The 25,344-nt window shown below is 62.6% G+C and carries 25 protein-coding genes and 1 pseudogene; 11 read left to right on the top strand and 15 right to left on the bottom strand.

Going from position 1 to position 25,344, the window contains the following annotated elements; genetic code table 11:
- Genes gspD through gspM form a run of 10 tightly spaced genes read left to right on the top strand, consistent with a single transcriptional unit; the run spans position 1 to position 8,829 of the window.
- A complete protein-coding gene (gspD, locus tag RS887_RS11785; RefSeq protein WP_322615916.1) occupies positions 1–1,920 on the top strand; it encodes a type II secretion system secretin GspD in 1,920 nt (639 codons plus the stop codon).
- Positions 1,921–1,924: 4 nt separating this feature from the next.
- Entirely contained in the window at positions 1,925–3,397 is a 1,473-nt protein-coding gene (gspE, locus tag RS887_RS11790; protein ID WP_322615517.1) for a type II secretion system ATPase GspE, read from the top strand.
- A 3-nt stretch (positions 3,398–3,400) separates the two neighbouring features.
- Positions 3,401–4,609 carry a type II secretion system inner membrane protein GspF gene (gene gspF, locus RS887_RS11795; RefSeq protein ID WP_322615518.1) on the top strand — a complete coding sequence of 403 codons (1,209 nt, stop codon included), beginning with the start codon at positions 3,401–3,403 and terminating at the stop codon, positions 4,607–4,609.
- A gap of 3 nt (positions 4,610–4,612) precedes the next feature.
- Positions 4,613–5,068 (top strand): type II secretion system major pseudopilin GspG, encoded by a 456-nt coding sequence (gspG, locus tag RS887_RS11800; protein WP_322615519.1) that lies wholly within the window; start codon positions 4,613–4,615, stop codon positions 5,066–5,068.
- Between the two features lie 3 nt (positions 5,069–5,071).
- Positions 5,072–5,539 (top strand): type II secretion system minor pseudopilin GspH, encoded by a 468-nt coding sequence (gene gspH / locus RS887_RS11805; RefSeq protein WP_322615520.1) that lies wholly within the window; start codon positions 5,072–5,074, stop codon positions 5,537–5,539.
- Positions 5,532–5,915: a type II secretion system minor pseudopilin GspI gene (gene gspI, locus RS887_RS11810; RefSeq protein WP_322615521.1), complete on the top strand. Its 384-nt coding sequence runs from the start codon at positions 5,532–5,534 to the stop codon at positions 5,913–5,915. The genes gspH and gspI overlap by 8 nt, the downstream gene beginning before the upstream one ends.
- Positions 5,908–6,450 (top strand): type II secretion system protein GspJ, encoded by a 543-nt coding sequence (locus tag RS887_RS11815; RefSeq protein WP_322615522.1) that lies wholly within the window; start codon positions 5,908–5,910, stop codon positions 6,448–6,450. The genes gspI and RS887_RS11815 overlap by 8 nt, the downstream gene beginning before the upstream one ends.
- The gene (locus RS887_RS11820) at positions 6,447–7,298 is read left to right on the top strand and encodes a type II secretion system protein GspK (RefSeq protein WP_322615523.1); all 852 of its coding nucleotides are present in this window, start codon (positions 6,447–6,449) and stop codon (positions 7,296–7,298) included. The genes RS887_RS11815 and RS887_RS11820 overlap by 4 nt, the downstream gene beginning before the upstream one ends.
- The gene (gene gspL, locus RS887_RS11825) at positions 7,295–8,401 is read left to right on the top strand and encodes a type II secretion system protein GspL (protein ID WP_322615524.1); all 1,107 of its coding nucleotides are present in this window, start codon (positions 7,295–7,297) and stop codon (positions 8,399–8,401) included. Before RS887_RS11820 ends, gspL begins: the two co-directional genes overlap by 4 nt.
- Positions 8,398–8,829, top strand: a complete 432-nt coding sequence (gspM, locus tag RS887_RS11830) for a type II secretion system protein GspM (RefSeq protein WP_322615525.1) — start codon at positions 8,398–8,400, stop codon at positions 8,827–8,829. Before gspL ends, gspM begins: the two co-directional genes overlap by 4 nt.
- Here the strand turns inward: gspM and RS887_RS11835 are convergent.
- Entirely contained in the window at positions 8,822–10,054 is a 1,233-nt protein-coding gene (locus RS887_RS11835; RefSeq protein WP_416339968.1) for an MFS transporter, read from the bottom strand. The genes gspM and RS887_RS11835 overlap by 8 nt on opposite strands.
- Positions 10,055–10,221: 167 nt before the next feature.
- On the opposite strand from RS887_RS11835, the gene RS887_RS11840 reads away from it, so the two are divergent.
- Entirely contained in the window at positions 10,222–11,124 is a 903-nt protein-coding gene (locus RS887_RS11840) for a LysR family transcriptional regulator (protein ID WP_322615527.1), read from the top strand.
- 177 nt (positions 11,125–11,301) lie between these two features.
- Here the strand turns inward: RS887_RS11840 and RS887_RS11845 are convergent, their stop codons facing one another.
- From RS887_RS11845 to RS887_RS11910, 14 genes and pseudogenes are all read right to left on the bottom strand, one after another.
- Positions 11,302–12,528, bottom strand: coding sequence for a beta-ketoacyl-ACP synthase (locus tag RS887_RS11845; RefSeq protein ID WP_322615528.1), 1,227 nt, complete (start codon positions 12,526–12,528; stop codon positions 11,302–11,304).
- A pseudogene (gene fabG, locus RS887_RS11850) lies at positions 12,528–13,255 on the bottom strand (3-oxoacyl-ACP reductase FabG). The gene RS887_RS11845 and the pseudogene fabG overlap by 1 nt, the downstream one beginning before the upstream one ends.
- Positions 13,252–13,713, bottom strand: coding sequence for a hotdog family protein (locus RS887_RS11855; protein WP_322615529.1), 462 nt, complete (start codon positions 13,711–13,713; stop codon positions 13,252–13,254). Before RS887_RS11855 ends, fabG begins: the two are co-directional and overlap by 4 nt.
- On the bottom strand, positions 13,710–14,906 hold the full coding sequence (locus tag RS887_RS11860; RefSeq protein ID WP_322615530.1) for a beta-ketoacyl-[acyl-carrier-protein] synthase family protein: 1,197 nt from the start codon (positions 14,904–14,906) through the stop codon (positions 13,710–13,712). The genes RS887_RS11855 and RS887_RS11860 overlap by 4 nt, the downstream gene beginning before the upstream one ends.
- Positions 14,903–15,520, bottom strand: a complete 618-nt coding sequence (locus RS887_RS11865) for a hypothetical protein (protein ID WP_322615531.1) — start codon at positions 15,518–15,520, stop codon at positions 14,903–14,905. The genes RS887_RS11860 and RS887_RS11865 overlap by 4 nt, the downstream gene beginning before the upstream one ends.
- The gene (locus tag RS887_RS11870; RefSeq protein ID WP_322615532.1) at positions 15,520–16,245 is read right to left on the bottom strand and encodes a class I SAM-dependent methyltransferase; all 726 of its coding nucleotides are present in this window, start codon (positions 16,243–16,245) and stop codon (positions 15,520–15,522) included. The genes RS887_RS11865 and RS887_RS11870 overlap by 1 nt, the downstream gene beginning before the upstream one ends.
- Positions 16,242–17,489 (bottom strand): NAD(P)/FAD-dependent oxidoreductase, encoded by a 1,248-nt coding sequence (locus RS887_RS11875; protein WP_322615533.1) that lies wholly within the window; start codon positions 17,487–17,489, stop codon positions 16,242–16,244. Before RS887_RS11875 ends, RS887_RS11870 begins: the two co-directional genes overlap by 4 nt.
- Positions 17,476–18,636: a sodium:proton antiporter gene (locus RS887_RS11880; RefSeq protein ID WP_322615534.1), complete on the bottom strand. Its 1,161-nt coding sequence runs from the start codon at positions 18,634–18,636 to the stop codon at positions 17,476–17,478. Before RS887_RS11880 ends, RS887_RS11875 begins: the two co-directional genes overlap by 14 nt.
- A complete protein-coding gene (locus RS887_RS11885; protein ID WP_322615535.1) occupies positions 18,633–20,972 on the bottom strand; it encodes an MMPL family transporter in 2,340 nt (779 codons plus the stop codon). The genes RS887_RS11880 and RS887_RS11885 overlap by 4 nt, the downstream gene beginning before the upstream one ends.
- The gene (locus tag RS887_RS11890; protein ID WP_322615536.1) at positions 20,956–21,660 is read right to left on the bottom strand and encodes an outer membrane lipoprotein carrier protein LolA; all 705 of its coding nucleotides are present in this window, start codon (positions 21,658–21,660) and stop codon (positions 20,956–20,958) included. Before RS887_RS11890 ends, RS887_RS11885 begins: the two co-directional genes overlap by 17 nt.
- A complete protein-coding gene (locus RS887_RS11895; RefSeq protein WP_322615537.1) occupies positions 21,657–22,082 on the bottom strand; it encodes an acyl-CoA thioesterase in 426 nt (141 codons plus the stop codon). The genes RS887_RS11890 and RS887_RS11895 overlap by 4 nt, the downstream gene beginning before the upstream one ends.
- A complete protein-coding gene (locus tag RS887_RS11900; RefSeq protein WP_322615538.1) occupies positions 22,075–23,619 on the bottom strand; it encodes an aromatic amino acid ammonia-lyase in 1,545 nt (514 codons plus the stop codon). The genes RS887_RS11895 and RS887_RS11900 overlap by 8 nt, the downstream gene beginning before the upstream one ends.
- On the bottom strand, positions 23,600–24,541 hold the full coding sequence (locus RS887_RS11905) for a glycosyl transferase (protein WP_322615539.1): 942 nt from the start codon (positions 24,539–24,541) through the stop codon (positions 23,600–23,602). Before RS887_RS11905 ends, RS887_RS11900 begins: the two co-directional genes overlap by 20 nt.
- Positions 24,538–25,272, bottom strand: a complete 735-nt coding sequence (locus RS887_RS11910) for a glycosyltransferase family 2 protein (RefSeq protein ID WP_322615540.1) — start codon at positions 25,270–25,272, stop codon at positions 24,538–24,540. The genes RS887_RS11905 and RS887_RS11910 overlap by 4 nt, the downstream gene beginning before the upstream one ends.
- Between the last annotated feature and the right edge of the window lie 72 nt (positions 25,273–25,344).

Here is a 25,344-nt window from a genome sequence, read left to right on the forward strand (position 1 = left end):
ATGGACAGCTTCGTCGGCGCGCATTGGCTGCGCTCCATGCTTCTGCTTGCCGTTTTGGCGGCTGCCGCCTTCCCAGGCACGCTTCGAGGCGCCGAAGAAAAATGGCAACTGGCGATGAACAACGCAGAGCTGCGCGACATCGTCGAAGAGATCTCCAGCATTTTGGGGACCACAGTGGTGCTGGACCCCAAGGTCTCCGGTCGTATCACCGTCATGTCCCGGCAGGCACTCGATCGTGAAGGGGTGCGCCGGTTGTTCTATTCGGTGCTCGACGCTCACAACTTTACGGTGATCGATGAGGGCGACCGGATCCTCATCACCCCGGTCTCCGAGGCCAGGACCCGTGCCGGTCAAGGCACGGTAAAAACCACCACGGCGTCGCAGTTCGTGACTGAAGTCATCGCGTTGAACACCGGTAGCGCCACCGATATTGCCGGGCTGGTGCGACCGTTGGTCTCTGCCAATGGTTATGTCGGCCCCTCGGTGTCGGCCAACGCGTTGGTGCTGACGGATACGGCTGCCAATGTGAAGCGCATCGCCCGGGTGATCCGCGAGCTGGATTCCGGCCAGAACAATCTACACGCGGTGGTTCAGCTCAAGCATGCCCAAGCGGGCGATGTCGCGCCGGTGATCGAGGCCTCCATGGGCAAGCGCAATGCCGAGTCGGCGATACAGGTACTGGCTGACACCAGGACCAATCGCCTGATTTTCATTGGCCCGCCAGTCGTTCGCCAACGTTTGATCGAACTGGCCCGAGGTCTCGATACGCCGACCACCACAACCCTCGACAATGCCCGGGTGATTCGCCTGCGTCACAGCGATGCCAAGCAGTTGGCCGAGATTCTGGAGTCGATGGGGCAGGGCCGAAAACAGGCGTCCGCCGTTGGAAGCGCCAAGGATACGTCTGGTAGTGCAGCCTTCATGATCAAGGCCGACGAAAGTCAGAACGCGCTGGTGCTGATTGCCGAACCCGCGCAGGTGCGGACCATCGAAAGCATCGTGCGTCAGTTGGACCAGCCGCGGGCCCAGGTGTTGATCCATGCCGCCATTGTCGAAATCTCCGGCGATATCGCCGAGGCCGTCGGTGTGCAGTGGAATCTCAACACGGGCGATGCCAAGGGCTTCATCAACTTTCCTGGCACCGACATTCCGATTGTCGGCGGGCTGAAGTTCGACGAGAAAAGATCGGCGCCGGAAGGGGCGATCCTGCAACTGGGCAGTGACCGCTTCGGTGCACTGATTTCGGCCCTGGCCAGCAACACCCACAGCAACCTGCTGTCCACGCCGAGCCTGTTGACCCTGGACAATCAGGAGGCCGAAATCATCGTCGGCCAGAACGTGCCATTCAAGACTGGCTCCTACGCCACCAACAGCAACGGCGCGGAGAATCCGTTCACCACCGTCGAGCGCAAGGACGTCGGCATCAGCCTGAAGATCAAGCCTTACATCAACGAAGGCTCGACCTTGCGTCTGGAGGTCGAGCAGGAAGTGTCGGACATTGCACCCTCGGTGTCGGGCATTGATTCTTCGGACCTGATCACCAACAAGCGCGCACTCAAAAGCACCATCCTTGCCGACGATGGCGAAATCATCGTGATCGGCGGCCTGATCAGGGACAGCGTGCGCACCCAGAAAAGCGGCGTGCCGCTGTTGCGGGACATTCCCTACCTCGGCGCGATGTTCCGCTGGAACCGCGATACCCAGACCAAAAGCAATCTGATGGTGTTCTTGCGGCCGACCATCGTGCGCAGCAAGGAAGACCTGTCCCAGGTCAGCCAGCAGCGTTACAACGCGCTGCGGGACTTGAGCAAGTCAGGGGCGGGGGAAAACAACTCGTTGTTGTTGCCATCCGAGGCACGCGGGTTGTTCGAGCCGGCCACGGGCGCGCCAGTGTTCGATTTGCGCAGCAAGGCGCAGTAAAGCCATGAGCGAACTCTGCGAGCAATTGCCCTTCGGCTTCGCCCGGCGTTTTGGTGTGTTGCTTGAGCGTGACGGCGACGACCTGCGCCTTGCCCTGCGTCGCGATGCGCCGCTCACCGCATTGGCGGAAGCGCGTCGGGTGTGCGGGCGGGCGTTGTCGTTTCAAATAGTCGGGGCCGATGAGTACGCCTCGCGCCTGGCGGCGGCCTATCGCGAGGGGCATAGTGCGGTGGAGCAGGTTGCCCAAGGGCTGGACGAAGAACTGGACTTGCTCAGCCTGGTCGATCAGGTGCCGCAAACCGCCGACCTGCTGGAGCAACAAGGCGACGCGCCGATCATTCGCCTGATCAACGCGTTGCTCGGTGAAGCGGTGCGCGAGCACGCCTCGGATGTGCACCTGGAAACCTTCGAGCAGTACCTGTCGGTGCGCATGCGGGTGGATGGCCAGCTGCGTGAAATGCTCAGGCCCAAGCGCGAACTGGCGACGCTGCTGGTGTCGCGGATCAAGGTCATGGCACGCCTGGACATCGCGGAAAAACGCGTGCCTCAGGACGGGCGGATGGCCTTGCGTCTGGCCGGGCATGAAGTCGATGTGAGGGTCTCGACGCTGCCTTCGGCCCACGGTGAACGGGTGGTGCTGCGCCTGCTCGACAAGCAGGCCGGGCGCCTGGACCTGCATCGGTTGGGCATGCCGGACGATACCCTCGCGGCCCTGCGCCAGTTGCTGGGCAAACCCCACGGCATCCTGTTGGTGACCGGGCCGACCGGCTCCGGCAAGACCACCAGCCTGTACGCCGCGCTGAGCAGCCTGAATGACCAGACCCGCAACATCCTGACGGTCGAAGACCCGATCGAGTATCACTTGCCCGGTGTCGGCCAGATGCCGGTCAATACGAAAGTCGACATGACCTTCGCCCGGGGACTGCGGGCAATTTTGCGCCAGGACCCGGACGTGGTGATGGTCGGCGAAATCCGCGACCGGGAAACCGCCGAGATCGCTGTTCAGGCGTCCTTGACCGGGCATCTGGTGCTTTCGACCTTGCACACCAACAGTGCGGTTGGCGCCGTCACGCGGCTGGTGGACATGGGTGTCGATGCCTACCTGCTGGCGTCCTCGCTGGTAGGCATTCTGGCCCAGCGCCTGCTGCGCACCCTGTGCCCCCATTGCAAGGTTTCGTACATCGCCGACGCGCCGGCCTGCCAGCGCCTGGGGCTCGACATGGCCACACCGCACACCCTGTTCAAGGCGTCGGGCTGTGGACAGTGCCAGCACGGCTATCGCGGGCGCATCGGCATTTACGAACTGGTCAGCGTGACACCCGCCGTCTCGGCGCTGATCCTTCAGGGCGCCAGTGAGCAAATTCTGCTCGACGAAACGCGCAAGGTCTCGCGCAGCCTGTTCCAGGACGGGCGTCAGCGGGTGCTGGAAGGGTTGACCAGCCTCGATGAGTTACTGCGTGTGACGCAGGAGAACTGACTGGTGCCCACCTTCGACTACCGCGCCCACGATGCCCGGGGACGATCCTGCAAGGGACGACTGGAGGCCGATGGACCCCGTCATGCGCGACAGTTGTTGCGTGAGCGCGGTGTGTGGCCGCGCATGTTGACCGAGGTCCGGGTCGGCAGCGGCGCAGGCAAACAACCTCGCGGCGCACGCGTGAGCGCAGCGGATCTGGCGCTGTTGACGTTGCAGCTGTCAACGCTGGTTCAGGCCGGACTGCCCCTGGAAGAAGCGCTCGATGCGGTGGCCAAGCAGAGCTCAAAGCGCAAGGTCGCAGGCCTGCTCTCGACGGTCAGGAGCCGGGTGATGGAGGGCCAGGCCCTGGCCTCGGCGCTGGGGCAATTTCCCAATGCCTTCCCCGAGTTGTTCCGCGCCACCGTGGCCGCCGGGGAACGCTCGGGGCATCTGGGCCATGTGCTGGAGCAACTGGCGGCCTACACCCAGGCCCGCCAGGCTTCCCGGCAAAAGATTCAGATGGCCCTGGTGTACCCGTTGATCCTGATGTTGGCCAGCGCAGCCATCGTCGGTTTTCTGCTTGGCTATGTGGTGCCGGATGTGGTGAAGATCTTCGTCGACAGCGGTCAGCCACTGCCCTGGCTGACCCAGGTGCTGATCGGTGTGAGCAGCGGCTTGCGCAACCATTTCCTGTTGTTGATGAGCGTGCTGGCGACGCTGTTCGGCCTGTGGCGCTGGAGCTGGCATCAGCCGCAGTGGCGTCTGCGCTGGCATCGTTGGGTGTTGAATGCGCCAGTCATCGGTGAAGTGCTGCGTGCCATGGAAGCCGCGCGGTTTGCCAGCACCCTGGCGATCCTCGGCAAAAGTGCCGTGCCGTTGGTGGACGCATTGGAAATTGCCGCCGCGGTCATCGGCAACCTGACCATTCGCGCACGGATGGTCGATGTCGCCCGTTCCGTGCGCGAAGGCGCAACGCTGACCCGTGGACTGGAACTGAGCGGTGATATCCCGCCAATGATGCTGCACATGATCGCCAGCGGCGAACGTGCCGGCGAGCTCGACCGCATGCTGGCCAGGGCCGCCGAACAACAGGAAAGCAGCCTCGCCGCGCGCATTGCGCTGGTGGTGAGTCTGTTCGAGCCGGCCATGCTGGTGTTGATGGGCGGCGTTGTGCTGCTGATCGTCATGGCCATCCTGCTTCCGATTCTCAGCCTCAACCAATTGGTGAATTGATCCATGCGTCCTGCCCGTAAAAACCTTTCCCGCGTGCAACGCGGTTTTACCCTGATCGAAATCATGGTGGTGGTGGTCATCATCGGCGTGCTGGGGGCCATTGTGGTGCCGCAGTTCATGAGCCGCCCTGATCAGGCCAAGGTCACCGCCGCCAGAATCGATATCCAGGCCATCGCCACCGCCCTGGAAATGTATCGCCTCGACAACGCCCACTACCCATCGACCCAGCAAGGTCTGGAAGCGTTGGTCAAGCGTCCTTCCGGACTGCCTGTGGCGCGTGGCTGGAATCCTCAGGGTTACCTCAAGAGCATGCCGGTCGATCCGTGGAACACGCCTTATCAGTACCTCAATCCGGGTGTGAAATCGGCGGATGGTACCTACGACCTGTATTCCCTGGGCGCCGATGGTGTCGCGGGCGGTGAAGGGTATGCAGCCGAAATCGGCAATTGGGGCCATTGACCCGTGGGCTACCGCTGTCGGGGGTTTACCTTGCTGGAACTGATGATCGTGTTGGTCCTGGTCGGCGTTTTGCTGGGCATGGTGAGCCTTGCCGGTGGAGGCAGCCCGGCGCGTCAGGTCAAGCAGGAAGCTGAGACGATGGTGCAGGTGATTCATCAGTTGCGGCAGCGCGCGGTGTTCGAAGGCCAGGAGTATGGCTTGCGGCTGAGTGCCAATGGCTACCGGGTGATGCGTCTGGGTGTTCGCGGGTGGGAGCCGGTGGCGGCGCTTTCTCGCTGGCCAGGGAGCGTGCGGCCACGCTTGAAAGAGGACGGTTACTCGATGGAACTGGGGGCTGACGAAGGTCTACCTCAGTTGCTGCTGCTCAGCAACGATGAAACAAGTGCCTTCACGCTGACCTTCGAGTCCCGCAACCGAACCTGGTTGAGCTTGTCCGGCGATGGCATCGGCGAGGTGGTGATCGATGGCTAGCCGGCGATCCCGATCCGCCATGGGCGGTTTCACGCTGCTGGAAATCATGGTGGCCCTGGCGGTTTTCGCAACGCTGGCGGCTGCCGTGCTGTCGGCCAGTCAATACGTGGTGAAACAGCGCGGCGCCGTTGAAGCGCGACTGTTCGCGGCGTGGCTGGCGGATAACCGGTTGAACGAATTGCGCCTGCAGGCCGGGTTGGTGGCCGGTCAGCAACAACAGGTCGTGTCTATGAATCAGCGCGACTGGGTGCTGCATCAGCACATCAGCACTACCGGTGATCCGCGTTTACTTCAGGTCGACATTCAGGTCAGCCCGGCGAACGGCGCGCACGGCTTGCATCGTGCCAGCGGCTGGATACCTGCCGGTCATGAATGAGCAGCGCGGGTTCACCTTGCTGGAGCTGGTCATCGCCCTGGCGATCTTCGCCGTGCTGGGGCTGGCCAGTTGGGGCTTGTTCGATAGCGTGGTGCGGGTGCAGCAGGGCATGGCGGCTCACGAGCGAGAACTCAGGAGTCTGCAACGAGCGGTGGCGGTGATCGAGCGGGACTTGCTGCATGTCACTGCGCAGCCGATGCTGCTCGCGCCGCCGCTTTTGCAGTTCCAGCGCAGTCACTGGCGCAACCCTCTGGACCAACCCCGCAGTGAGCGCCAGACACTGACCTATCGACTCGACGGCGGCGTACTGTGGCGCGAAAGCCAGGGCGAAGGTACGGAATTCGTACAGCGGCAAAAACTGTTTGAAGGCGTTCGCGAATTGAGCTGGCGTCTGTTCGACAGCCAGTCCGGCTGGGTCGCCCAATGGCCGGCCGGGCAAGACGCGAAGGCGCCCATGGCGCTGGAGGTGCAAGTCTCGGTCGGGCGCTTCGAATCGATTCGTCGAGTGTTGCCGATACCGGGTGCGTTGCCATGAACGGGCATCAACGCGGCATTGCCTTGATCAGTGTATTGCTGGTCATGAGCCTGGCACTGGTGATTACCGGGGGCCTGTTGCGCAGCCATCACCTGTCGCTGCATAGCAGTGGGCAACAGTTGCAGCAGCTACACCTGCGCCAACTCGCATCGGGTGGGGAAATCTGGGCGTTGCTGCTGTTGCGTGATGCGTTACAGGACACGGAAAAACCCGTCGAGCGGATTCAGGGCTGGGCAGGCATGGCACCGGGTTTCGAGGCTGAAGATGCGCAGATCCGCATCGATATCGATGACCTCGCCGGGCGCTTCAATCTCAATGCGCTGTTACGCCAGGGGCAGGTGGACCAGGTCACCCTCAACCGTTGGGCGCGCCTGCTTGAGCTGCTCGGTCTTCCTCCCCTGCAACTGAGCCAGGTCGGGCCGCTGCGGGAACTGAGCCAGCTGCGCCTGCTTCCCGATATCGACGCCCGCCTGCTGCAACGGCTGGAGCCCTGGGTGGCGCTGCTGCCCACCGACGCTGCCTTGAACATCAACACCGCACCGGCGCTGCTGTTGAGAACACTTGGCGAGGTGGATGCCGCGACCGCCGATGCGCTGGTACTTCAGGCAGCAACAACGCCTTGGGCGAGTGTCCAGGCGTTTACGCAGGACCCATTGCTCTCCGGGCAGGGCCTGAGCAGTCACGGACTTGGCACCCAAAGCCGCTGGTACCGGATCAGCGTTCAGGTAACCCGGGACGGGCGCGAACTGCACCTGGCCACGGATGTCGGGCATGACCCCAAGACTCGACAGCTGACGGTGCTGCAACGACGTTTTCTTCCCATGAGTACCCACGAGAGACCGCGATGAACACTTGGCTTTACCTGACCGCCGAGGGCCAGGACGCGCCATCCAGCCTCTGGCCCTGCATCCTGTGGTCGCCAACCCATCAACGCCAGCCGCTGCCACTGAATCAGGCGGCCTCGGCATTGCAGGGGAAGTCGATCGATGTGCTGCTGCCCATGGAAATGTGCAGTTGGGTACGCAGTGAGCCATGGCCGGCACGGCGCAAACCCGAAGCCCAGGCCGTAGCCTTCGGCGTGGAAGATCAACTGAGTGAAGCGCTGGAGGTTGTGCATTTGGGGGTAGGCGCTCGTGATCGGGACGGCTGCTATCCGGTCATGGTCATCGGCCGGGAACGGCTGGCCGCCGTGCTCGATTTGTTGCGTGAGGCGGGTATTGAGGTGCGCGCAGTGTTCGTCGATGCCGATGTGTTGTCCGGTGATCAGCCGTGCGGCACATGGTGGTTCGGTCGTTGGCTGTTGGGTGGAGGCCTGTCGGCACGCATGGCGCTGTCGCAAGACCACCTGGCGCTGCTCAGCCCTTTATTACCCGAGGACATGCAATGGCTGGACGAGCGTGAGGACCTGGCTGCAATTGACCAATGCCTGACCCACCGCCCAACCCGGGCCATCAACCTGCTGCAGGGCGCATTCGCCCCGCGCGGCAAGCGCCTGCCCTGGCGTGCCGGCGGGTTGGTGCTGTTGATACTGGCGCTGATGACGTGGGGTGCCAGCGAGACGCGGATCCGCTTCCTCGACAACGAAGCCCGCCACCTCGCCACCCAAAATGAGCTGCGATTCAAGGCGCTTTACCCGGAGCAAAGCCGCATCGTCGATATGGCCGCACAGCTCAAGGCCTTGCAAAGCCAGCCTGTCGAATTGCAAAACACCCGCATTGCGAGGCTGGTCCAGTTGATTGAGCAGGTGATCGGCGCCAGTCCGGTCGAGGTCCAGCGCATCGAGTTTCGAACAGGCGAAGGCTGGAAAATCCAGCTGACCGCCAGCGGCTTTGCCGAGTTGGAGCAGTTGCGTGAACGCGGACGACAACAAGGTATGCCCATCCGGCTCGAGAGCGCGAGTAAGGCTGCTGACCGGGTGCACGCCACCCTCACCGTGGAGGACGAGGCATGAAGCAGGCATGGCGGCGCATGTCTGTGCGCGAACAACGGCTGTTGCAGGTGTTGGGGGCTTTCTTGTTGGCGGTTGTGGCTTTCAGCCTGATCTGGCAACCGACCCGGCAGCGGCTGGAAACTGTCGAGCGACAGTATCAACAGCAGGCGGGGCTGGCTGCGCAACTGCAGCGGGCGTTACCGCGCAGCCAGGTCCCCGTCGACACCGATCAACCACTATCGCTGCGCATCAGCGAAAGCGCCGCGGCGGCGGGGCTGGAAATCCGTCAGATGGAGAGCGATAGCGATCTGCTGCGCGTGACCCTCAATGGCAACGCGCAGCCGTTGATGCAGTGGCTCGACGGTATGGAGCGCAACGGTGTTGCATTGCAATCGCTGACCCTGGAAAAACGCGACGATGCCCTGGAAGCGCGGCTGGTGCTCAGATAGTCGAGGCGTGTTGTGGCAGCAGCGGCAGCTTCGCCAGTTTCAACGCGACCAGCAGCGCAATCACCAGCAGCGTGCCAATGAACAGCCCGATGCCGTTCCAGCCACCCAGATGCCAGAACACCCCACCGGCCGTTCCAGCAATACTCGACCCGGCGTAGTAGCTGAACAGATACAGCGACGACGCCTGCCCCTTGGCCTTGGTGGCGCGGCGGCCGATCCAGCTGCTGGCCACCGAATGGGCGCCGAAGAAGCCGAAGGTGAACACCAGCATGCCGATGATCACCAGCGGCAGCGGCGTGAACATTGTCAGGGCCAGACCGGCGATCATCAGTGCGATGGTGCCCCAGAGCATTTTGCGTCGACCGAGCTTGTCGGCCAGGGCGCCGATTTTCGCCGAGCTGTAGATGCCCGACAGGTACACCACCGAGAGCATCCCGACGTACGCCTGTTCCATGTGATACGGCTCGGCCAGCAGGCGATAACCGATGTAGTTGAACAATGTGACGAACGCCCCCATCAGCACAAAGGCTTCGAGGAACAGCAGCGGCAGGCCGGCATCGCGAAAGTGCATGGTGAAACCGTCGAGCAGGCTGCGCGGGTGCAGCGAGCGGGCGCGGAAGTTGCGCGACTCGGGGAGGATTTTCCAGAACACCGCCGCCGCAATCAGGGCCAGGCCGCCGATCACCAGCATTGCCGTGTGCCAACTCACAAAGTCGATCAACACCCCGGTAATCAGGCGCCCGCACATCCCGCCAATCGCGTTGCCACCGATGTACAACCCCATCGCCAGACCGATGTGTTGCGGGTGAATTTCTTCGCTCAGGTAGGTCATTGCGACCGCCGCCAGCCCGCTCAAAGACAGCCCCACCAATGCCCGCATCGCCAGCACCGCGTGCCAGCTCGGCAGCATCGCACTGGCAATGGTGCACAGGGCCGCAGCGAACAGCGCGGCGACCATCACGGGTTTGCGTCCGACGCGGTCGGAGATCGGCCCGGTGATCAGCAGGCCGAAAGCGAGCATGCCGGTGGCGACGGAAAGGATCAGGCTGCTTTGCGCCGCGTTGATGGAATATTCGTGGGACAACAGCGGCATCATCGGTTGCACGCAGTAGAGCAGGGCGAAGGTCGCAAAGCCGCCGCAGAACAGTGCCAGCACGGTGCGCATGAATGCCGGCGTGCCTTTTTCGATGTAGATCTCTTTCAGTTCGACGACGGCATCGTCCAGTGCGGCGGGAGGAACTTCATGGGCGAGTGGAGCGACAGCAGTTTTCACGGTGGACCTCGGAGGAGCGCAGCCGGTCAGGCAATGAAAAAAGCATATAGCTGGCTAATGATTCAATCCAATATATTGTTCGACCTGTTTGATAGCTTCTACGACCTAATGAGGTTTTCATGGAATTGCGTCATCTGCGCTACTTCATCGCCGTCGCCGAAGAACTGCACTTCGGCCGCGCCGCACAGGTGCTGGGCATCTCCCAGCCACCGCTGAGCCAGCAAATTCAGGCGCTGGAACAGGAAGTCGGCGCCCGGCTGTTCGAGCGTACCAATCGTCGGGTCGAACTGAGCGAGGCTGGTCGGCTGTTTCTTGAAGAGGCACGACTGGTGCTGGCGCAGGTCGACAAAGCGGCGGATGTCGCGCGACGGGCACAACTGGGTGAGCTGGGTGAGCTGAAAATCGGCTTCACCTCGTCGGCACCGTTCAACTCGACGATTCCGCAGGCGATCTTCTCGTTTCGCCAGCGGTTCCCCGCGGTGCACCTGAACCTGCGGGAAATGAGCAGCACCCAGGTGGCTGATGCGCTGGTGGACGAATCGATTGAAGTCGGGATCATGCGCCCGCTCGGGCTGCCGGACTGCCTCAGCGTGGTCGAGTTGATGCGCGAACCGCTGGTCGCGGTGCTCAGCTCCAAGCACCCGTTGGTAGAGGGCAGCGAGGAGGGTTTGTTTCTGTCAGCCCTGGCGCTTGAGCCCTTTGTGTTTTTTCCACGCAGCTACGGCAGCGGCTTGTACGCCCAATTGCTCAGCCTGGCCCGTGACACCGGCTTCAGCCCGCACTTTGCCCAGGAAGCCGGTGAGGCGATGACGATTATCGGGTTGGTAGCGGCAGGCCTCGGCGTATCGGTGTTGCCGGCCTCTTACCAGCGGATGCGCATTGATGGCGTGGTCTATCGACCGCTGCTCGATCCGGCAGCGGTGTCTGCGGTTTGGCTGGTGCAGCGCAAGGATCAGAAGTCGCCGATGGCCAAGGCGTTTGTGGAGTTGTTGACGAGGAAAGTTGAGCCGTTGAAGGCATGACACCTGCGCCGTCCATTCGCGAGCAGGCTCGCTCCCACAAGGTTCAGCGGTGTGAACACAGTATTCCCTGTAGGAGCGAGCTTGCTCGCGAAAAACGTCCGGGCAACGCGTTCATTCAGACAGCACGCGTTATCGTTGACGTCCATCGTCGGAACGCCGCCCGGAGCAAGCTCGCTCCTACAGCCAGCGCTTGAAAATCAGCGACGTATTCACCCCGCCAAACGCAAAGTTGTTGTTCATCACGTACCGGTTGCTCATCTGCCGAAACTCGCCGCGCAGGTAGTCGAGTTTGCCGCAGTGCGGGTCGACTTCCTCGAGGTTGAAGGTGTGCGCGTAGAGGTCGCGGTTGAGCATTTCGATGCTGAACCAGGATTCCAGCGCACCGCAGGCGCCGAGGGTGTGGCCGAGGAAGCTTTTCTGCGAGCTTATCGGCATGTGTTCGCCGAACAGGCTGCTGGTGGCCAGGGTTTCGGCGATGTCGCCCTGTTCGGTGGCGGTGCCGTGGCCGTTGACGTAGCCGATGTCCGAAGGTTTCAGCCCGGCGTCTTCCAGGGCCAGTTCCATGGCCCGGCGCATGGTGATTTGTTCGGGACGGGTGGTGTGCTGGCCGTCGGCGTTGCTGCCGAAACCGACGATCTCGGCATGGATGCGTGCGCCACGGGCCAGGGCGTGTTCCAGTTCTTCGAGCACCAGCATACCGCCGCCTTCGCCGATCACCAGGCCATCGCGTGCAGTGTCGTAAGGGCGCGGGCTGCGTTGCGGGGTGTCGTTTTTCAGGCTGGTGGCGTAGAGCGCGTCGAAGACCATGGCTTCGGTCGGGCACAGTTCTTCGGCGCCGCCGGCGAGCATCAGCGGCAAACGCCCGAACTTGATGGCTTCATAGGCATAGCCGATGCCCTGGCTGCCACTGGTGCAGGCGCTGGAGGTGGGGATCAGGCGTCCGGTGAGGCCGAAGAAGATGCTGATGTTCGCGGCGGTAGTGTGCGGCATCATCCGCACGTAGGAGTTGGCATTCAGGCCTTCGGCCACCGAGTTGAGCAGCATGTTGCCGAACGCCTTGATCTCGTCGGTGCTGCCGGTCGAGGAACCGCAGGCCACGCCCATGCGCCCGTCCTTGATCGACTCGTCGCCCAACAGGCCGGCGTCGGCCAGCGCTTGCTCGGCAGCGCCCACAGCCAGCCGCGAGACCCGGCCCATGCTGCGCAGTTGCTTGCGGGTCCAGTGGCTGGGCACCTTGAAGTCATCGATGGGGCCAGCCAGGCGCGTGTTGAGTTCGGTGAAACGATCCCACTCGTCCATCCGGCGGATGCCGCTACGGTTGGCCGCGAAGTTGCCGGCGATGGTCTCCCAATCGCTGCCCAGTGAGGTGATGCCGGCCATGCCGGTGACGACGACGCGCTTCATCAGCACAGGCCTCCGTTGACGGCCAGTACCTGCCGGGTGATGTACGAGGCTTCCGCCGACATCAGGAAATTCACCGCGCCGGCCACCTCTTCAGGGGTGCCCATGCGTTGTGCGGGGATCATTTTCATCAGTTCTTCCACCGGCACGTTTTCGTCGAGCATGGCTGTGTCGATCAGACCGGGTGCGACACAGTTAACAGTGATTTTGCGCTTGCCCAGTTCGATCGCCAATGCCTTGGCCGCGCCGATCAACCCGGCCTTGGAGGCGCTGTAGTTGACCTGGCCACGGTTGCCGATCAGTCCGGATACCGAGGTGATGCAGACAATCCGCCCGGCGGCGCGACGACGAATCATCGGCATCATCACCGGGTGCAGCACGTTGTAGAAACCGTCGAGATTGGTGCGCATCACCACATCCCAGTCTTCCTCGCTCAAGGCCGGAAACGCACCGTCGCGGGTCAGGCCGGCATTGAGCACCACGCCGTAATAGGCGCCGTGGGCTTCCACGTCTGCTTCGAGAATTTCCTTGCAACGGGCGCGGTCGGCCACGTCGAACTGCAGGATGCGCGCACGACGGCCCAAGGCCTCGATTTCGACCTTACGGCTTCGGCGTCAGCCGAGCCACTGCGGCAATGCAACACGATATCGTGCCCGGCCTGGGCCAGACGCAAGGCAATCGCGCGGCCGATGCCACGGCTGGAACCGGTGACCAGTACGGATTCAGTCATGACTGGACTCCTTCGGGTTCATGGAGATATTGAGCGGCCTGGGGTGGGCGATATACGTTCAGACGGGCGGTGGCGTGGATCCCATGAGCGTTGATGTGGCACTCGAACACGCCCATGCCGTTATCGTCTTCCAGGGAGCGGATGCCGTGGATGGTCAACTCGGTGCCGGCCGGGAAGCTTTCAACGTTGCATTCGAATTTGCGGCTGCCGAGCAGGAAGCCCAATTCCACCGCATCCCCGCGCTGACGCGCTTGGCAGCCGGCAAAGGCGGCCACGCTCTGGGCCATCAGTTCGATGCCGACCCAGGCCGGCAGGCTGCCGTCGGGGAGACTGAACAGGCCATCGGGCTTGACGGTCAGGCGGGTGTGAATCTGCTCTTCATCGAACGCCAGGATCTGATCGATAAGGATCATGTCGCCAGCGTGGGGCAGCAGTTCGGCGAGCGGCCAGTCAATCATGGAGCGTCTCCGATAATCAGGCTGACGTTGTTGCCACCGAAGGCAAAGGAGTTGCTCATCAGGTAGCGGGGTGCAATGGACGTCAGGCGAGTGGCCGGGGTCACCCATTGCAGCGGCGGCAGTTCGGGGTCGGGCTGCCCGTCCCAGACGTGCGGTGGCAGGGCATGCTCGCGATTGTCCGGGCTCAGGCTCAACCAGCAGAACGCCGCTTCCAGCGCCCCGGCTGCGCCGAGGGTGTGGCCGGTCATGGGTTTGCTCGACGAACAGGGCACACCGGCCGGGAACAGCGTTGCCACGGCCAGACTTTCCATGGCGTCGTTGTGTGGGGTGGCAGTGCCGTGCAGGTTCAGATAAGCGATCTGCTCCGGTTGCAGCTTGGCGCGGCCCAAGGCCTTGCGCATGGCCTGCAGGGCGCCACGACCCGAGGGCTCCGGAGCGGAAATGTGATGCGCATCGGAACTGGCACCGCTGCCGAGCAAGGCAATCGGCTGGTTGTCGCCTGCACGCTTGGTCATCAGGAACAGCACTGCCGCTTCGCCAATGTTGATGCCATTGCGGTTCACCGAAAACGGATTGCAACGCTGTGCCGAGACCGCTTCCAGCGCCGAGAAACCGTTGAGGGTCAGCTTGCACAGGGTGTCGACACCGCCACACAGCACCGCGTCGCAAATGCCCAGGTCCAACAGGCGCTGGGCGCTCATCAGGGCTCGCGCACTGGAGGTGCAAGCCGTGGAAATGACATAGGCCGGGCCGCTCAATTGCAGCCACTCGGCGAGGAAGTTTGCCGGCGCCCCGAGTTCCTGTTGCTGATAGTCGTACTCGGCAGGGAACTGCTTTTCGCGCAGGTAATGCGCCAGGCCCTGGCTGGCCTCGTCGATACCCGAGGTGCTGGTGCCCAGCACGACACCGATGCGATCGCGGCCGTAAGTCTGGATCGCGCTGTCGATGTCCGGGCGGATTTGCAGCGTGGCTTCCAGCAACAACTGATTGTTGCGACTGTGATGGTGCGACATGTCGGCTGGAAGGGTTGCCAGTTTGCCCATGACCGCTGCGACCGGCAGCGTGCGTTGCGGCACCCACCCGGTTTGTTCGCGCATGCCGCCACAGTCGCCGGCAAACAGGTTGCGGGCAACCTCCGGCCTGTCGCGGCCCAACGCGCAGACCAATCCGAGGGCATTGAGGTAAGCCGTCATGGCGTTTCACCGCTCAGGGGCGTGACTTGATAGGTCGGACCGTTCGGAAACTTCAATTCAAAATTCTGCAGTTGTGCGTAGCGTATGTCCCAGCGCTCGGGCAGGGATCGTTGTGTGCCGTGCTGCCAGGCGCCGGGATAGTTGGTCGCCAGTTCATCCTTCGGCGTCAGCGCAAACAGCAGCGCCGCGAACAGCTCCCTGGCTTCGGGGTTGGGCGGCAAAAATCCATCGGACTCCCAGGTTTTGTCGATCAGTTTCTGGCGAGCCTGGGGAATGCCCAGCAGGTCCATCATCGACCAGCGAATACCCGTTTCTTCGCGCTGGATCACCAGCACCCAGTCCTGGCGCTTGTCGTCCTGCAAGCGCTGGATGTGCAGTTGCAGCGGCAACGGCAGATCCGGGGTTTTCTCTGGCAATGGCGCCCGGCTGGTGCAGGCGCTCAGCAGCAGGGCCGCGGCGACTAACAACAATCGCAACACACCGGCTACCCCTGTGGGAGCGGGCTTGCTCGCGAAGACGGTAGTGCATCCAACATGGATGTCGGCTGACCCACCGCTTTCGCGAGCAAGCCCGCTCCCACAGGTTTGGTGCTTCGAGCGATAGGTAATCAACATCACACAGTTCCTTCAAAAGGCTTGCGCGCCACCACATTGACCAGGGTTTCTTCCCGTTGGCCAAAGGGTTTTGGCTTGCACACGCCCAACCATTCAAGCAGGCCGAAATCCTTGGCGCGACTCCACCACAGGTACGGATAAGACACGTTTTGCGCGGTAAATTCGAAACCCTGCCGACGAATCATTTGCAGATACTGTGCAGCGCTTTTCTGCACGTGCATGGGGTGGCGGAACAACCAGCGGATCACCCAGGTATCAATGTAAGCCTCGGTGGATTCGGCGAACAGCAGATAACCGCCGGGTTTGAGCACACGGTAGAACTCGGCCAGTGTCTGTTCCTGCTCCACCAGATGATGGAAAGTCTGGTGACAGAACAGTAGGTCGATACTGGCGTCCGGCAGCTTGAGGCTGGCGCAGTCACTGCCGATCAACTCCACGTCCATGCCCAGGCGGGCCGCTTCTTCGGCGCTCTGGGTCAGGCTCTGCGGGTCGGCATCGATGCCGATCAGGCGTGAGGGCGCAAAGGCCTGGCGCAGCAGCGGGAATGACTTGCCCTGGCCACAACCGGCATCCAGCAGCACCGGGCTGACAGGTAGCGCTTCGCTGAACAGGTTGCGCAAATCGTTGATTGCCGCCCGCAGCACATAGTGTTGCCAGATCCGGCTGCGCAGGAACCACAAGCCGAAACGGGTTTCTTCGACGTAAGTGTCGCTCAAGTCGTTCATGACCCATCCCTTGCACAGAAATCCGATATCACCTTCAACCGGCGCCGGGCTTCGCTGACGAACGGGTTGCGTGGGTCCCAGGCATATCCGGCAAGAATGGAACTGATCATCCCGCGGATTTCCGGCGAACTGCTCTCATGGAAAATCACATCCTGGAAGGTTCCGGCGTACCAGCCTTCGACATAGCAACGGAACGTGTCGACGCCGCGTTTGAGCGGTTCGGCGAACTCGGTTTGCCAGTCGACGGCTTCGCCTTGCAGCTGGCGGTGCAATACTCCGGCGGCCATGCTCGCCGAACGCATGGCGATCGTCACGCCGGAGGAAAACACCGGGTCGAGGAACTCCGCGGCATTGCCCAACAGCGCGAAACCCGGACCGTGCAGGGTTTTGACGTTGGCCGAGTAACCGCCGATGGTTCGGGCCTCGGTGTCCCACTGCGCATTTTGCAACACGCCGGCCAGGCTTGGCGTCTCGGCGATAAAGCCGCGCAGGCACTCGTCCAGGTTGTCGCTGCGGCCGGCGAAACGTTCCTCTGCAGCGACCACACCGACCGAGCAACGCCCGTTGCTGAACGGGATGGTCCAGAACCACACGTCGCGCTGGGTCGGATGAGTGGTCACGAGGATCTTGCTGCGGTCGAAGGCCGGGTGGTCGATACGGTCTTCGACATGGGTGAACACGGCTCGGCGCACCGGGAAGTTCGACGGCGCCTCAAGGTCGAGCAAGCGCGGCAGCACGCGGCCGTAACCACTCGCATCGAGCAGGAAACCAGCCTCGATGCGGTACTCGCTGCCGTCTTCGCGGCGCACGCCGAGCTGCGGTTTTTCCGGATCAATGTCGACGCTGACGATGGTTTCGCCATAGCGGATCTCCACGCCTTGCAGCGTGGCCTGATCAGCCAGCAGCTTATCGAAGTCGGCGCGCTGGACCTGAAATGTCGTGGATTTGCCGTGGCTGAACGTCTCGCCGAAATCGAACGCGCTGTAACGTTCGCCCCAGGCAAACGCGGCACCGGTTTTCAGCTGGAAGCCGGCCGCGTTGACGGCATCGAGCATGCCCGCTTCTTCGACGAAATCCAGGCAATGGGCCAACAGGCTTTCACCGATGGAAAACCGTGGAAAATGCTGACGTTCGATCACCAGCACATCGTGTCCCTTGCGCTTGAGCAACGAGGCGGCGATGGCACCGGAAGGACCAGCGCCGATGACCACGACCTGGCGACTTTCCATTTCAACGGTTGGCATGGGGGCTCCTTGCCGGGACTGCGGTTTTCAGGGGGATTCGGTGCATGCCGGTCAGGGCCGGCAGCAGCGTGGCGATCAGGCCCATCAGCATCAGAGCAAAGTACAGCGGCGGGCTGATGAGTTGCTGTTGCAGCAGCAGGTTGAGAAAAACGATCTCACTCAAGCCACGGATGTTCAGTAGCACACTTTCTCGCCAGCGACTGGCGCCCTTGAACGAGGCCCCGGCCCAGCCGAGGCCAAGCCAGTTGCCCAACAGTTTGCTCAGCATCGGCAACAGCAGCAGGGCCGCCAATTGCATCCAGCCGAGGCTGTCCATCGCGCTGTGCACGTTGATCTGCACGATGCCGAACGTGAGGATCAACGGGATGGCGATGTACGTCTGCAAACGGCTCATCCACACGGCCGGCAACGGCAGCACCAGCGGCGCCTTCAGTGCGGCCATGATCAACACATAACCGATGCCGAAAATCAGCGCATTGAGCTTGTAGTGTTCGGCGACGACCAGCAGGGCGAAAAAACTCAGGCTGTAAAGCCACGTCTGGCGCAGACCCAGCAGCCGCAGCAGCACTGGCAGGCACGCGCCGGCCAGTGGCAGCAACAGACTGCTCAGGTGCAGGCTGCCCTGGGCAATGCCGAACAGGGTCCAGCAGGCGAGGTCGATGAGGATCGCGGTTTGCACCAGACGCCGGGTGGCGGCGGGTGGGTAATCGATGTGCCGCAGGTACAGGTACAACACCGGAATCGCGGTGATGGCGAACAACAGGCCGACGGCCAGCGAGCTGATCCACGGTTGCGGCGGCAACCCCCAGACGGCCGTGGCCAGGCCACAGGCAAACGGGATGCAAAAGCTGGGCAGGGCGATTTTCAGGCTTTGACGATCCAGTTGCAGGTCGATCACATCGCTGAGGATGTAGCCCAGCAACAGGGCAAAGCTCAGGCTGTAGAGGTTCTTCAGCCAGCCCGGCGACACCAGTTGCGCACCGCTCAACTGCCAGTGGGGCTCGACCCAGAAATACATCAACAGCGGCAAGCCGAGGGTCGCCAGCAACAACTGGCTGACGATGGGAATCAAACCGAAATGCCGGCCGACACGGGTCGCCACCGCGAACAACGCCAGCGCCATCGCCCAGAACAGCACGACTATCACGTTACACGCTCGACGGCCGTGGGCTCATGCACCTGTCGACCGGCCCATGGCGCGAGCAGGAAACTGAAGATCAGGCCCAGGCTCACCGACAGTCCGAAGTTGCTCACCGCCGGGGTGCTCGACACCGCCAGCAGGCCGAACGACAGCCAGGTGGTCAACGCCGCCAGCAGGGCGCCCAGCAGGCTCACGGCCGCGCCGCCGACCTGTTCGCGCATCAGGATCGCGTAATCGACGCTGATCGCCGTTACCAGCAGCAGGCCGAACAGGCTGAACAGGGTCAACGGCTGCCCCAGCCAACCGAGGCTGGCCAGGCTGCACAACGCCGCCAGCAGCGGCAGGGACACGATACGCAGCGCACCGCCGAGGCCGAAGGGCAGGATCAGCACCAACACGATCAGCACGCAGGAGGCGAGTTTCAGTTCTGCGGCACTGATTTGGGTGGCCGCGAAGACGTTATTCAATTCACCCAGTCGATCCACCAGTGTCACGCCGGGCAGATCCTCACCCTGGAGCCGCAGCAGGGCCGGGTTGTTGATGCCTTGCAGACTGACCATCGCCGCCACGCCGTCATCGGTCGGCCCCAGCCACAGGGCCCGGTAGGGTTCTGCCAACGGGCCGGTGAGCGCCGCGTCGATGTCCACGGCCGGCAATGCCTGTAACTTCGTCAGCTCGGCTTGCAGCGCCTCACCCGGTATGCCGATGTCGAGCAACGGTTGCCAGAACGACGGCAGTTTGTTCAACGCTTCGCGCACCTGCTGCTGTTCGTTCGGCGGGCTGACCAGTTGATTGAGCGACAGATAACCCTGGAGCTTTTCCAGGCCAATCAATTGATCCAGTCGCTCGCGCAGCGCGTTCTGGCGTTCGAGCAGTTGCTGCTGATTGGCGGCGCGTATCAGGAAGAACTGGCTGGTGGGTTGATAGCCGGTGATTCGTGCAATGGTCCGGGCTTCGTCGGTCAATTGTTGAGGGGCGCCGATCCACTGGCGGATGTCGTTTTTGCTGTTCAGCTGTAACAGGCCGCCCACGCAAAAGGCGATCAGCAGCGCCAGCAGGACCGGTGTTTTCGTCTGTCTGAGCAGCGCTTCGCGACAGCCCAGCAAAAGCTCGCAAACGCGCAATGGCCACTGTGCCGGGCGCAGTTCCACGCCCTTGAGCAAGGCCGGCAGCAGGCACACCGCAGACAAATAGGCGCCGAGCAAGCCGGCGGCAGAGAACACGGCGATCTGGGTCAGCGCCGGGAAGGGTGTCCAGGCCAAGGCCAAGTAACCGATACCGCTGGTGATCAGGCTCAGGGTCAACCCGGGCAGGGTCAGGCGCAGGGCAGGCCAGCTGTGCCAGGGTTTCAGGCTCCAGCTCTTGGACAGGTAGTGCAGCGGGTAATCGACCGCCACACCGATCAGGCTCGAACCCAGCACCAGCGTCATCACGTGCATATGGCCGAACGACGCCACGCAGGCCACCGCACCGAAGAGCATGCCCACCAGCACCGGCACGAACGCCAGCAAGACGCGCCAGCGCCGAAAAGCCAGCAGCAGCAACAACAGAATCCCGATGGTGGCACCGCCACCGACCCAGGTCATCTCCCGGCTGGCCTGCTGTTGCCCGTTGGCTGCGTACAGCAAGCCGCTGGCGGCGAGCAGTTGCACGTCGTGCCGTGCGGCTTCTTCGCGGCTCTGCTTGAGCACGTCGGCCACTTGCAACGGCAGGTTCATGTCGAAGGCGTTGCCGGTGGTGCGCGCGCGCAGCAGCACCCAGCTCTTGCCATCGGCTTCGGCAATCAAGGCGCCGCTGCCGATGTCCAGTTGCACCGAACCGCGTTGCGGCTGGCTGTTCTGGATGCGCCCGGTCAGGCCCAGCCAATCGTCCTGGCTCGGCACCAGGCTGTAACCGTTGAACGGGTCGAACAAGGCCTGCACCCGTTGCTGGACAAAGAGATCAGGGTGCTCGACCAGCAGTTGTCGGTCCGCCGCCGAGAGCATCGCCAGGCGACCTTGCAGCAATTGCGTGCGCAACGCCGGCAAGTCGGCTTGCAGGGTCCACTGGACCTTTTCGAACAATCCGCTGGCCTGCCATTGCTCGCCGAGGGTTTGCGCCATGGCAACGGCCCGCTGGCGATCGGTGTGGCCGACCAGCACCAGCATTTCGCGATTCAGTGGTTCTTGCATGCGTTGTTCGGCGCGCAGTTCCAGGGCATCGGGCGCCGTGCCGGGTACCAGTTCCATCAGATTGGCCGACAGCGGCGCGCCGTCACGCCATTGCCAACCGGCGAGCGCGAGCACTGCCAGCAACAGGATCAGAAACAGCCGTGGCAGTAACCGTTCACTCGGCAAAGTCATGTTGCTCCGCGTCGCTCAACGGTTGGGTGCCGGTGCTGTCCTGCATGCGCAACAACGTGCTGTCGCCCTGGGTTTCGAGCAGTTCGATGCTGTGTACCAGTTCTGCACCGGCAATGTTGATCTGGTTGAACACCTGCTTGAGCAGCATCGAGCGCGGCACCAGCGTGAGCTTCCAGTTCTGCGCGTCGCCGCTCAGGGACAGCTCGAAATCCCGTTGCAGGCCACTGCTGTCGCCTTGCAGCACGGCCAGGAACAAACGGTTCTGCTCGGCACCGGCGCTTTTGCCCGGCAGCATTTGCCAAACACTGTCGTCACGCCGGGCAATGCCTTTGGCAGTGATGCGATAGTCCTGTTGCAATGGCGTTTTCAACAGCCACAACAGGCCGTGGTTTTTTGCCAGGACGAACGTGCCCTTGCTGATCAGCGGCTGGGGCAGGGCACGCAGGTGTTTTTCCTGAATGAAATTGCCGTGGATAACTTCGGGCCTGGCCAGTTGATCGCTGAGTTGTTGCAGATCGAAGGCATGGGCCAGTCCAGGAATGCCCAGTAGCACGCAGAACACTGTAGGAGCGAGCTTGCTCGCGAAAAACCTGAGGGCGCCGCGGACTGTCAGGTGCCCAGAGTCATCGTTAACGACCATCGCGAGCAAGCTCGCTCCTACAGGGAAGCGGGAGGGGCAGAAAATCATCGCAGAGCTCTCTCTACGGCGTCGGTGAAGACCTTGGGCGAGGCCAGTTGCATCTCGCGGCTGGCGAGGTCGACGGCGACCTGTATCGACATGGCCCGGGTCAAGCGTTCGCCGGTTTGCAGATCGCTGATCAGGTAGTTGATCTTCAAACGGTTCTCCCACTCCACCAGGTTGGCGCGCACGTTCAGTTTCTGGCCGAACACCGCGCCGCGCACGTAGCGCAATTGCAGGTCGATCACCGGCCACGCATAACCTGACTCGTTCATCGCGGTGTAGTTGTGGCCGATCTTGTCCAGCAGCGCACAGCGGGCGACTTCCAGGTATTTGACGTAATGGCCGTGCCAGACCACGTGCATGCTGTCGACGTCAAAGAACGGTACGACGATTTCCGTGTCGGTGTGCAGGAATCCCTTGCTACGCATGCAGCCTCCAGTGTTGTTCGGCGATGCGTTGCAGGCACAGGCGCAATTCGCCTTCCAGCGCGCGGTCTTCGATGACCGGCGGGAAATCCCTGGCCAGCGCTTCGTGCATGGCGGCCAACGCGGGTGGCAGTGGTCGTGCGTCTTCGGCCTGGCCGCGCAGCCAGACACCCTGATTGGCCGCCAGCAACGTGGCAGCCGCCACCTGTTCGGTGAGTTCCAGCACACGGATCGCATCCCGGGCAGCGATGGTGCCCATGCTCACTTTGTCCTGGTTGTGGCATTCGGTGGAGCGCGAAAAGACGCTGGCCGGCATGGTGTTCTTCAGCGCTTCGGCGGTCCAGGCACTGGTGCCGATCTGTACCGCCTTGAAACCATGGTTGAGCATGGCGCGGTCTGCCGTGGCGCCGGACAGGTTGCTCGGCAAACCATGGTTGTAGCGCTCATCCACCAGCAGAGCGAGTTGCCGATCCAGCAGGTCGGCGACGTTGGCCACGAGGTTTTTCAGGCTGTCCATGGCGAAGGCAATGTGCCCGCCGTAGAAATGCCCGCCGTGCAGCACGCGCTCGGCTTCGGCGTCGATGATCGGGTTGTCGTTGGCGCTGTTGAGCTCGATCTCGATGAACGAGCGCAGCCAATTCAGGCTGTCGGCCAGCACGCCCAGCACATGGGGGGCGCAGCGCAGGGAATAACGGTCTTGCAGGCGATGCAAGGGTGCGGTCGGGGCGTCGATGGCCAGGTCCTTGCGCAACCACGCGGCGACCTGCATCTGCCCCGGATGTGGCTTGGCGGCGAAAAGGCGCTCGTCGAAGTGCTCCGGGTTGCCTTGCAGGGCAACGACATTGAGCGCGGTGATGCGCGTGGCCAGTTGCAGCAGGTAATCGGCGCGGGCGTAAGCCAGGCACGCCAGACCGGTCATCACGGCGGTGCCGTTCATCAATGCCAGGGCTTCTTTCGGACGCAACACCAGTGGCTGCCAGCCGAGTTCGCGGTGCACCTCGGCAGCCTGCCGGCGTTCGCCGCGGAACATCACTTCGCGTTCGCCGGACAGCGTGGCGGCAACGTACGAAAGCGGCGTCAGATCACCGCTGGCACCCACCGAACCTTCTTCCGGGATCAGCGGCAGGATGTCGTGCTCAAGGAACGCCTGCAGGCGCTCCAGCAGTTCCACGCGCACCCCGGAAACACCTTGGCACAGTGACTGCAAACGCGCGGCCAATACCGCACGGGTGGCCTGGGCGTCGAGCAGTTTGCCCAGCCCGCAGCCGTGGAAGGTGAACAGATGACGGGGCAGCGCCTCGACGTGATGCAGCGGGACCGCGACCACACAGGAATCACCATAACCGGTGGTCACGCCATAGATCACGCCTTCCTTGTCCAGCAGGGAATCGAGGAACTGCGCACCCTTGGCGATGCGTCGACGGAACTCGGGATCGCCCTGCAACTGCGTAGGCACCTGACGGTTGGCCAGGGCCAGCACGTCCTCGATGCGCAAAGGGAGTTCGCCGAAGGTTACCGGCTCAAGCGTTGGCGTCGTCATCGGTCTTCCAGAAAGGGTAAAAGTTGAACCATTGGCGGGGCGCTTCGAGGCAATAGTGACTCAGGCGCTCGGCGTAACGGGAGGCCCACTGATGAATGACCTGCTCGCGGTCGCTGCGCTTCCAGGTGATTGCCTCCGCGAACGGTTCTATGGTCAGTCGATAGTCGCCGTCGGGTTTTTTCAGGCAAAGCAGCAGGTTGATCGGGCATTTCAGCAGGCCGGCCAGCAGCCAGGGACCCTGGGGGAACCTGGCCGGATGACCGAGGAAGTTCACGGTCACGCTGCGCCCGCCATGCAGCGGCACGCGGTCGCCGGCAATCGCCAGCCATTCGCCACGCTCCAGGCGTTCACTCAGTTGCAGCATGATCCCGGGATCAAGTTCGCTGACCTGAATCAGGCGCAAATTGGTTGCCCCGGCTTCACCCAGCAAACGGTTGAACTGTTCGGCGTGCTTGGTGTGTACCAGCACGTTCATCGTGACTTTCTCGCCGAGCTCCGCCAGTGCGCGGCAGACTTCCAGATTGCCCAGGTGCGCGCCCACCAGCATCTGCCCGCGGGCACCGCGCAACTGGTCGCGCAGCAGCGCCGGGTCGACGATTTCGATGTGTTCGATGCTCAGCCTGCCGTTCCAGACATCGAGTTTGTCGAGCATGGAGTCGGCGAAGGCCATGAACTGGCCGAACACACGCCAGTGGCTCGGGCGCAGCTCACTGCGACCGCTCCAGTCGGCCAGGCGTTGCTGGTATTGCCAGGCACTTTGGCGGGCGCTGCGGCCGAACAGGAAAAAGTACAGAACGATGCCATACAACAGCGGGCTCAACAGCCGACGGCCCAGCACCTTGGCGCCGAATGCGGTGAGCTTCATCAGCCAGAAACTGCCGCGCTCCTCGCGGTCGGCCCAGTGTTGCTTGTCTGCACTCATGCCCGCCACCGTCGCCAGAGGATCACCGGTGCACGCAGCAACATGCCGAAGAACAGTCGCGTATGCATGCTGGAAATCAGGACGTTGTCGTGGAACATACGAAAATGTGAAACGCCGTCCAGCGGGTAATGGACTCTGGTTTGCAGCCATTGCATCGGCTGATTGCGCCAGGCCAGGCGCACCAGGATGTCCGAGTCGAAGTCCATGCGCTTGCCGATTTTCGCTGACTCGATCAACGCCAGAACCGGTGGCAACGGGTAAACCCGGAAACCGCACATGGAGTCGCGAATCTGCAACGACAGGGTGTTGATCCAGACCATGACGTGAGTCAGGTAGCGTGCATACAGACGGCCTTTCGGTACGCTGGCGTCATATTGCGGATAACCGCAAATCACCGCCTGCGGGTGGCGGCGTGATTGTTCGATGAAGCGTGTGATGTCCTGCAAATCATGCTGGCCATCGGCATCCACCTGCAAGGCATGGCTGAAACCCAGGCGCGACGCTTCGCGCATGCCGGTCATGACCGCGCCACCCTTGCCCTGGTTTTCGGCGAGTCGGATCAGGTAAACCATTTCACGCTGGGCCAGGCGATCCAGCACCCGGGCGCAGCGCGGGCTGCTGGCATCGTCCACCAGAATGCACGGCAGGTTGCTGGCGATCAGGGCATCGACCACCGTGGTGATGGCGCTTTCGTGGTTGTACACGGGGACGACGGCGCAGGGGCTATGCATGTTGGTGTGCACCTGAAAGACCGAGGTGTCTGTTTCGCGAGCAAGCCCGCTCCCACAGGGGGGCTGTGTCGT

Origin of the sequence: Pseudomonas sp. BIC9C (genome assembly GCF_034541995.1) — a bacterium.
Classification (GTDB): Bacteria; Pseudomonadota; Gammaproteobacteria; order Pseudomonadales; family Pseudomonadaceae; genus Aquipseudomonas; species Aquipseudomonas fluorescens_CC.

Coding starts and splice junctions, on each gene's coding strand:
- RS887_RS11895 (WP_322615537.1), bottom strand. CDS start 22,082: ATGCGTAGCAAGGGATTCCTGCACACCGACACGGAAATCGTCGTACCG.
- RS887_RS11905 (WP_322615539.1), bottom strand. CDS start 24,541: ATGAGTGCAGACAAGCAACACTGGGCCGACCGCGAGGAGCGCGGCAGT.
- RS887_RS11840 (WP_322615527.1), top strand. CDS start 10,222: ATGGAATTGCGTCATCTGCGCTACTTCATCGCCGTCGCCGAAGAACTG.
- RS887_RS11845 (WP_322615528.1), bottom strand. CDS start 12,528: ATGAAGCGCGTCGTCGTCACCGGCATGGCCGGCATCACCTCACTGGGC.
- gspG (WP_322615519.1), top strand. CDS start 4,613: ATGCGTCCTGCCCGTAAAAACCTTTCCCGCGTGCAACGCGGTTTTACC.
- gspL (WP_322615524.1), top strand. CDS start 7,295: ATGAACACTTGGCTTTACCTGACCGCCGAGGGCCAGGACGCGCCATCC.
- RS887_RS11855 (WP_322615529.1), bottom strand. CDS start 13,713: ATGATTGACTGGCCGCTCGCCGAACTGCTGCCCCACGCTGGCGACATG.
- gspI (WP_322615521.1), top strand. CDS start 5,532: ATGGCTAGCCGGCGATCCCGATCCGCCATGGGCGGTTTCACGCTGCTG.
- gspE (WP_322615517.1), top strand. CDS start 1,925: ATGAGCGAACTCTGCGAGCAATTGCCCTTCGGCTTCGCCCGGCGTTTT.
- RS887_RS11860 (WP_322615530.1), bottom strand. CDS start 14,906: ATGACGGCTTACCTCAATGCCCTCGGATTGGTCTGCGCGTTGGGCCGC.
- RS887_RS11885 (WP_322615535.1), bottom strand. CDS start 20,972: ATGACTTTGCCGAGTGAACGGTTACTGCCACGGCTGTTTCTGATCCTG.
- RS887_RS11910 (WP_322615540.1), bottom strand. CDS start 25,272: ATGCATAGCCCCTGCGCCGTCGTCCCCGTGTACAACCACGAAAGCGCC.
- gspM (WP_322615525.1), top strand. CDS start 8,398: ATGAAGCAGGCATGGCGGCGCATGTCTGTGCGCGAACAACGGCTGTTG.
- RS887_RS11890 (WP_322615536.1), bottom strand. CDS start 21,660: ATGATTTTCTGCCCCTCCCGCTTCCCTGTAGGAGCGAGCTTGCTCGCG.
- RS887_RS11865 (WP_322615531.1), bottom strand. CDS start 15,520: ATGTTGATTACCTATCGCTCGAAGCACCAAACCTGTGGGAGCGGGCTT.
- RS887_RS11815 (WP_322615522.1), top strand. CDS start 5,908: ATGAATGAGCAGCGCGGGTTCACCTTGCTGGAGCTGGTCATCGCCCTG.
- gspD (WP_322615916.1), top strand. CDS start 1: ATGGACAGCTTCGTCGGCGCGCATTGGCTGCGCTCCATGCTTCTGCTT.
- RS887_RS11870 (WP_322615532.1), bottom strand. CDS start 16,245: ATGAACGACTTGAGCGACACTTACGTCGAAGAAACCCGTTTCGGCTTG.
- RS887_RS11900 (WP_322615538.1), bottom strand. CDS start 23,619: ATGACGACGCCAACGCTTGAGCCGGTAACCTTCGGCGAACTCCCTTTG.
- RS887_RS11820 (WP_322615523.1), top strand. CDS start 6,447: ATGAACGGGCATCAACGCGGCATTGCCTTGATCAGTGTATTGCTGGTC.
- RS887_RS11875 (WP_322615533.1), bottom strand. CDS start 17,489: ATGCCAACCGTTGAAATGGAAAGTCGCCAGGTCGTGGTCATCGGCGCT.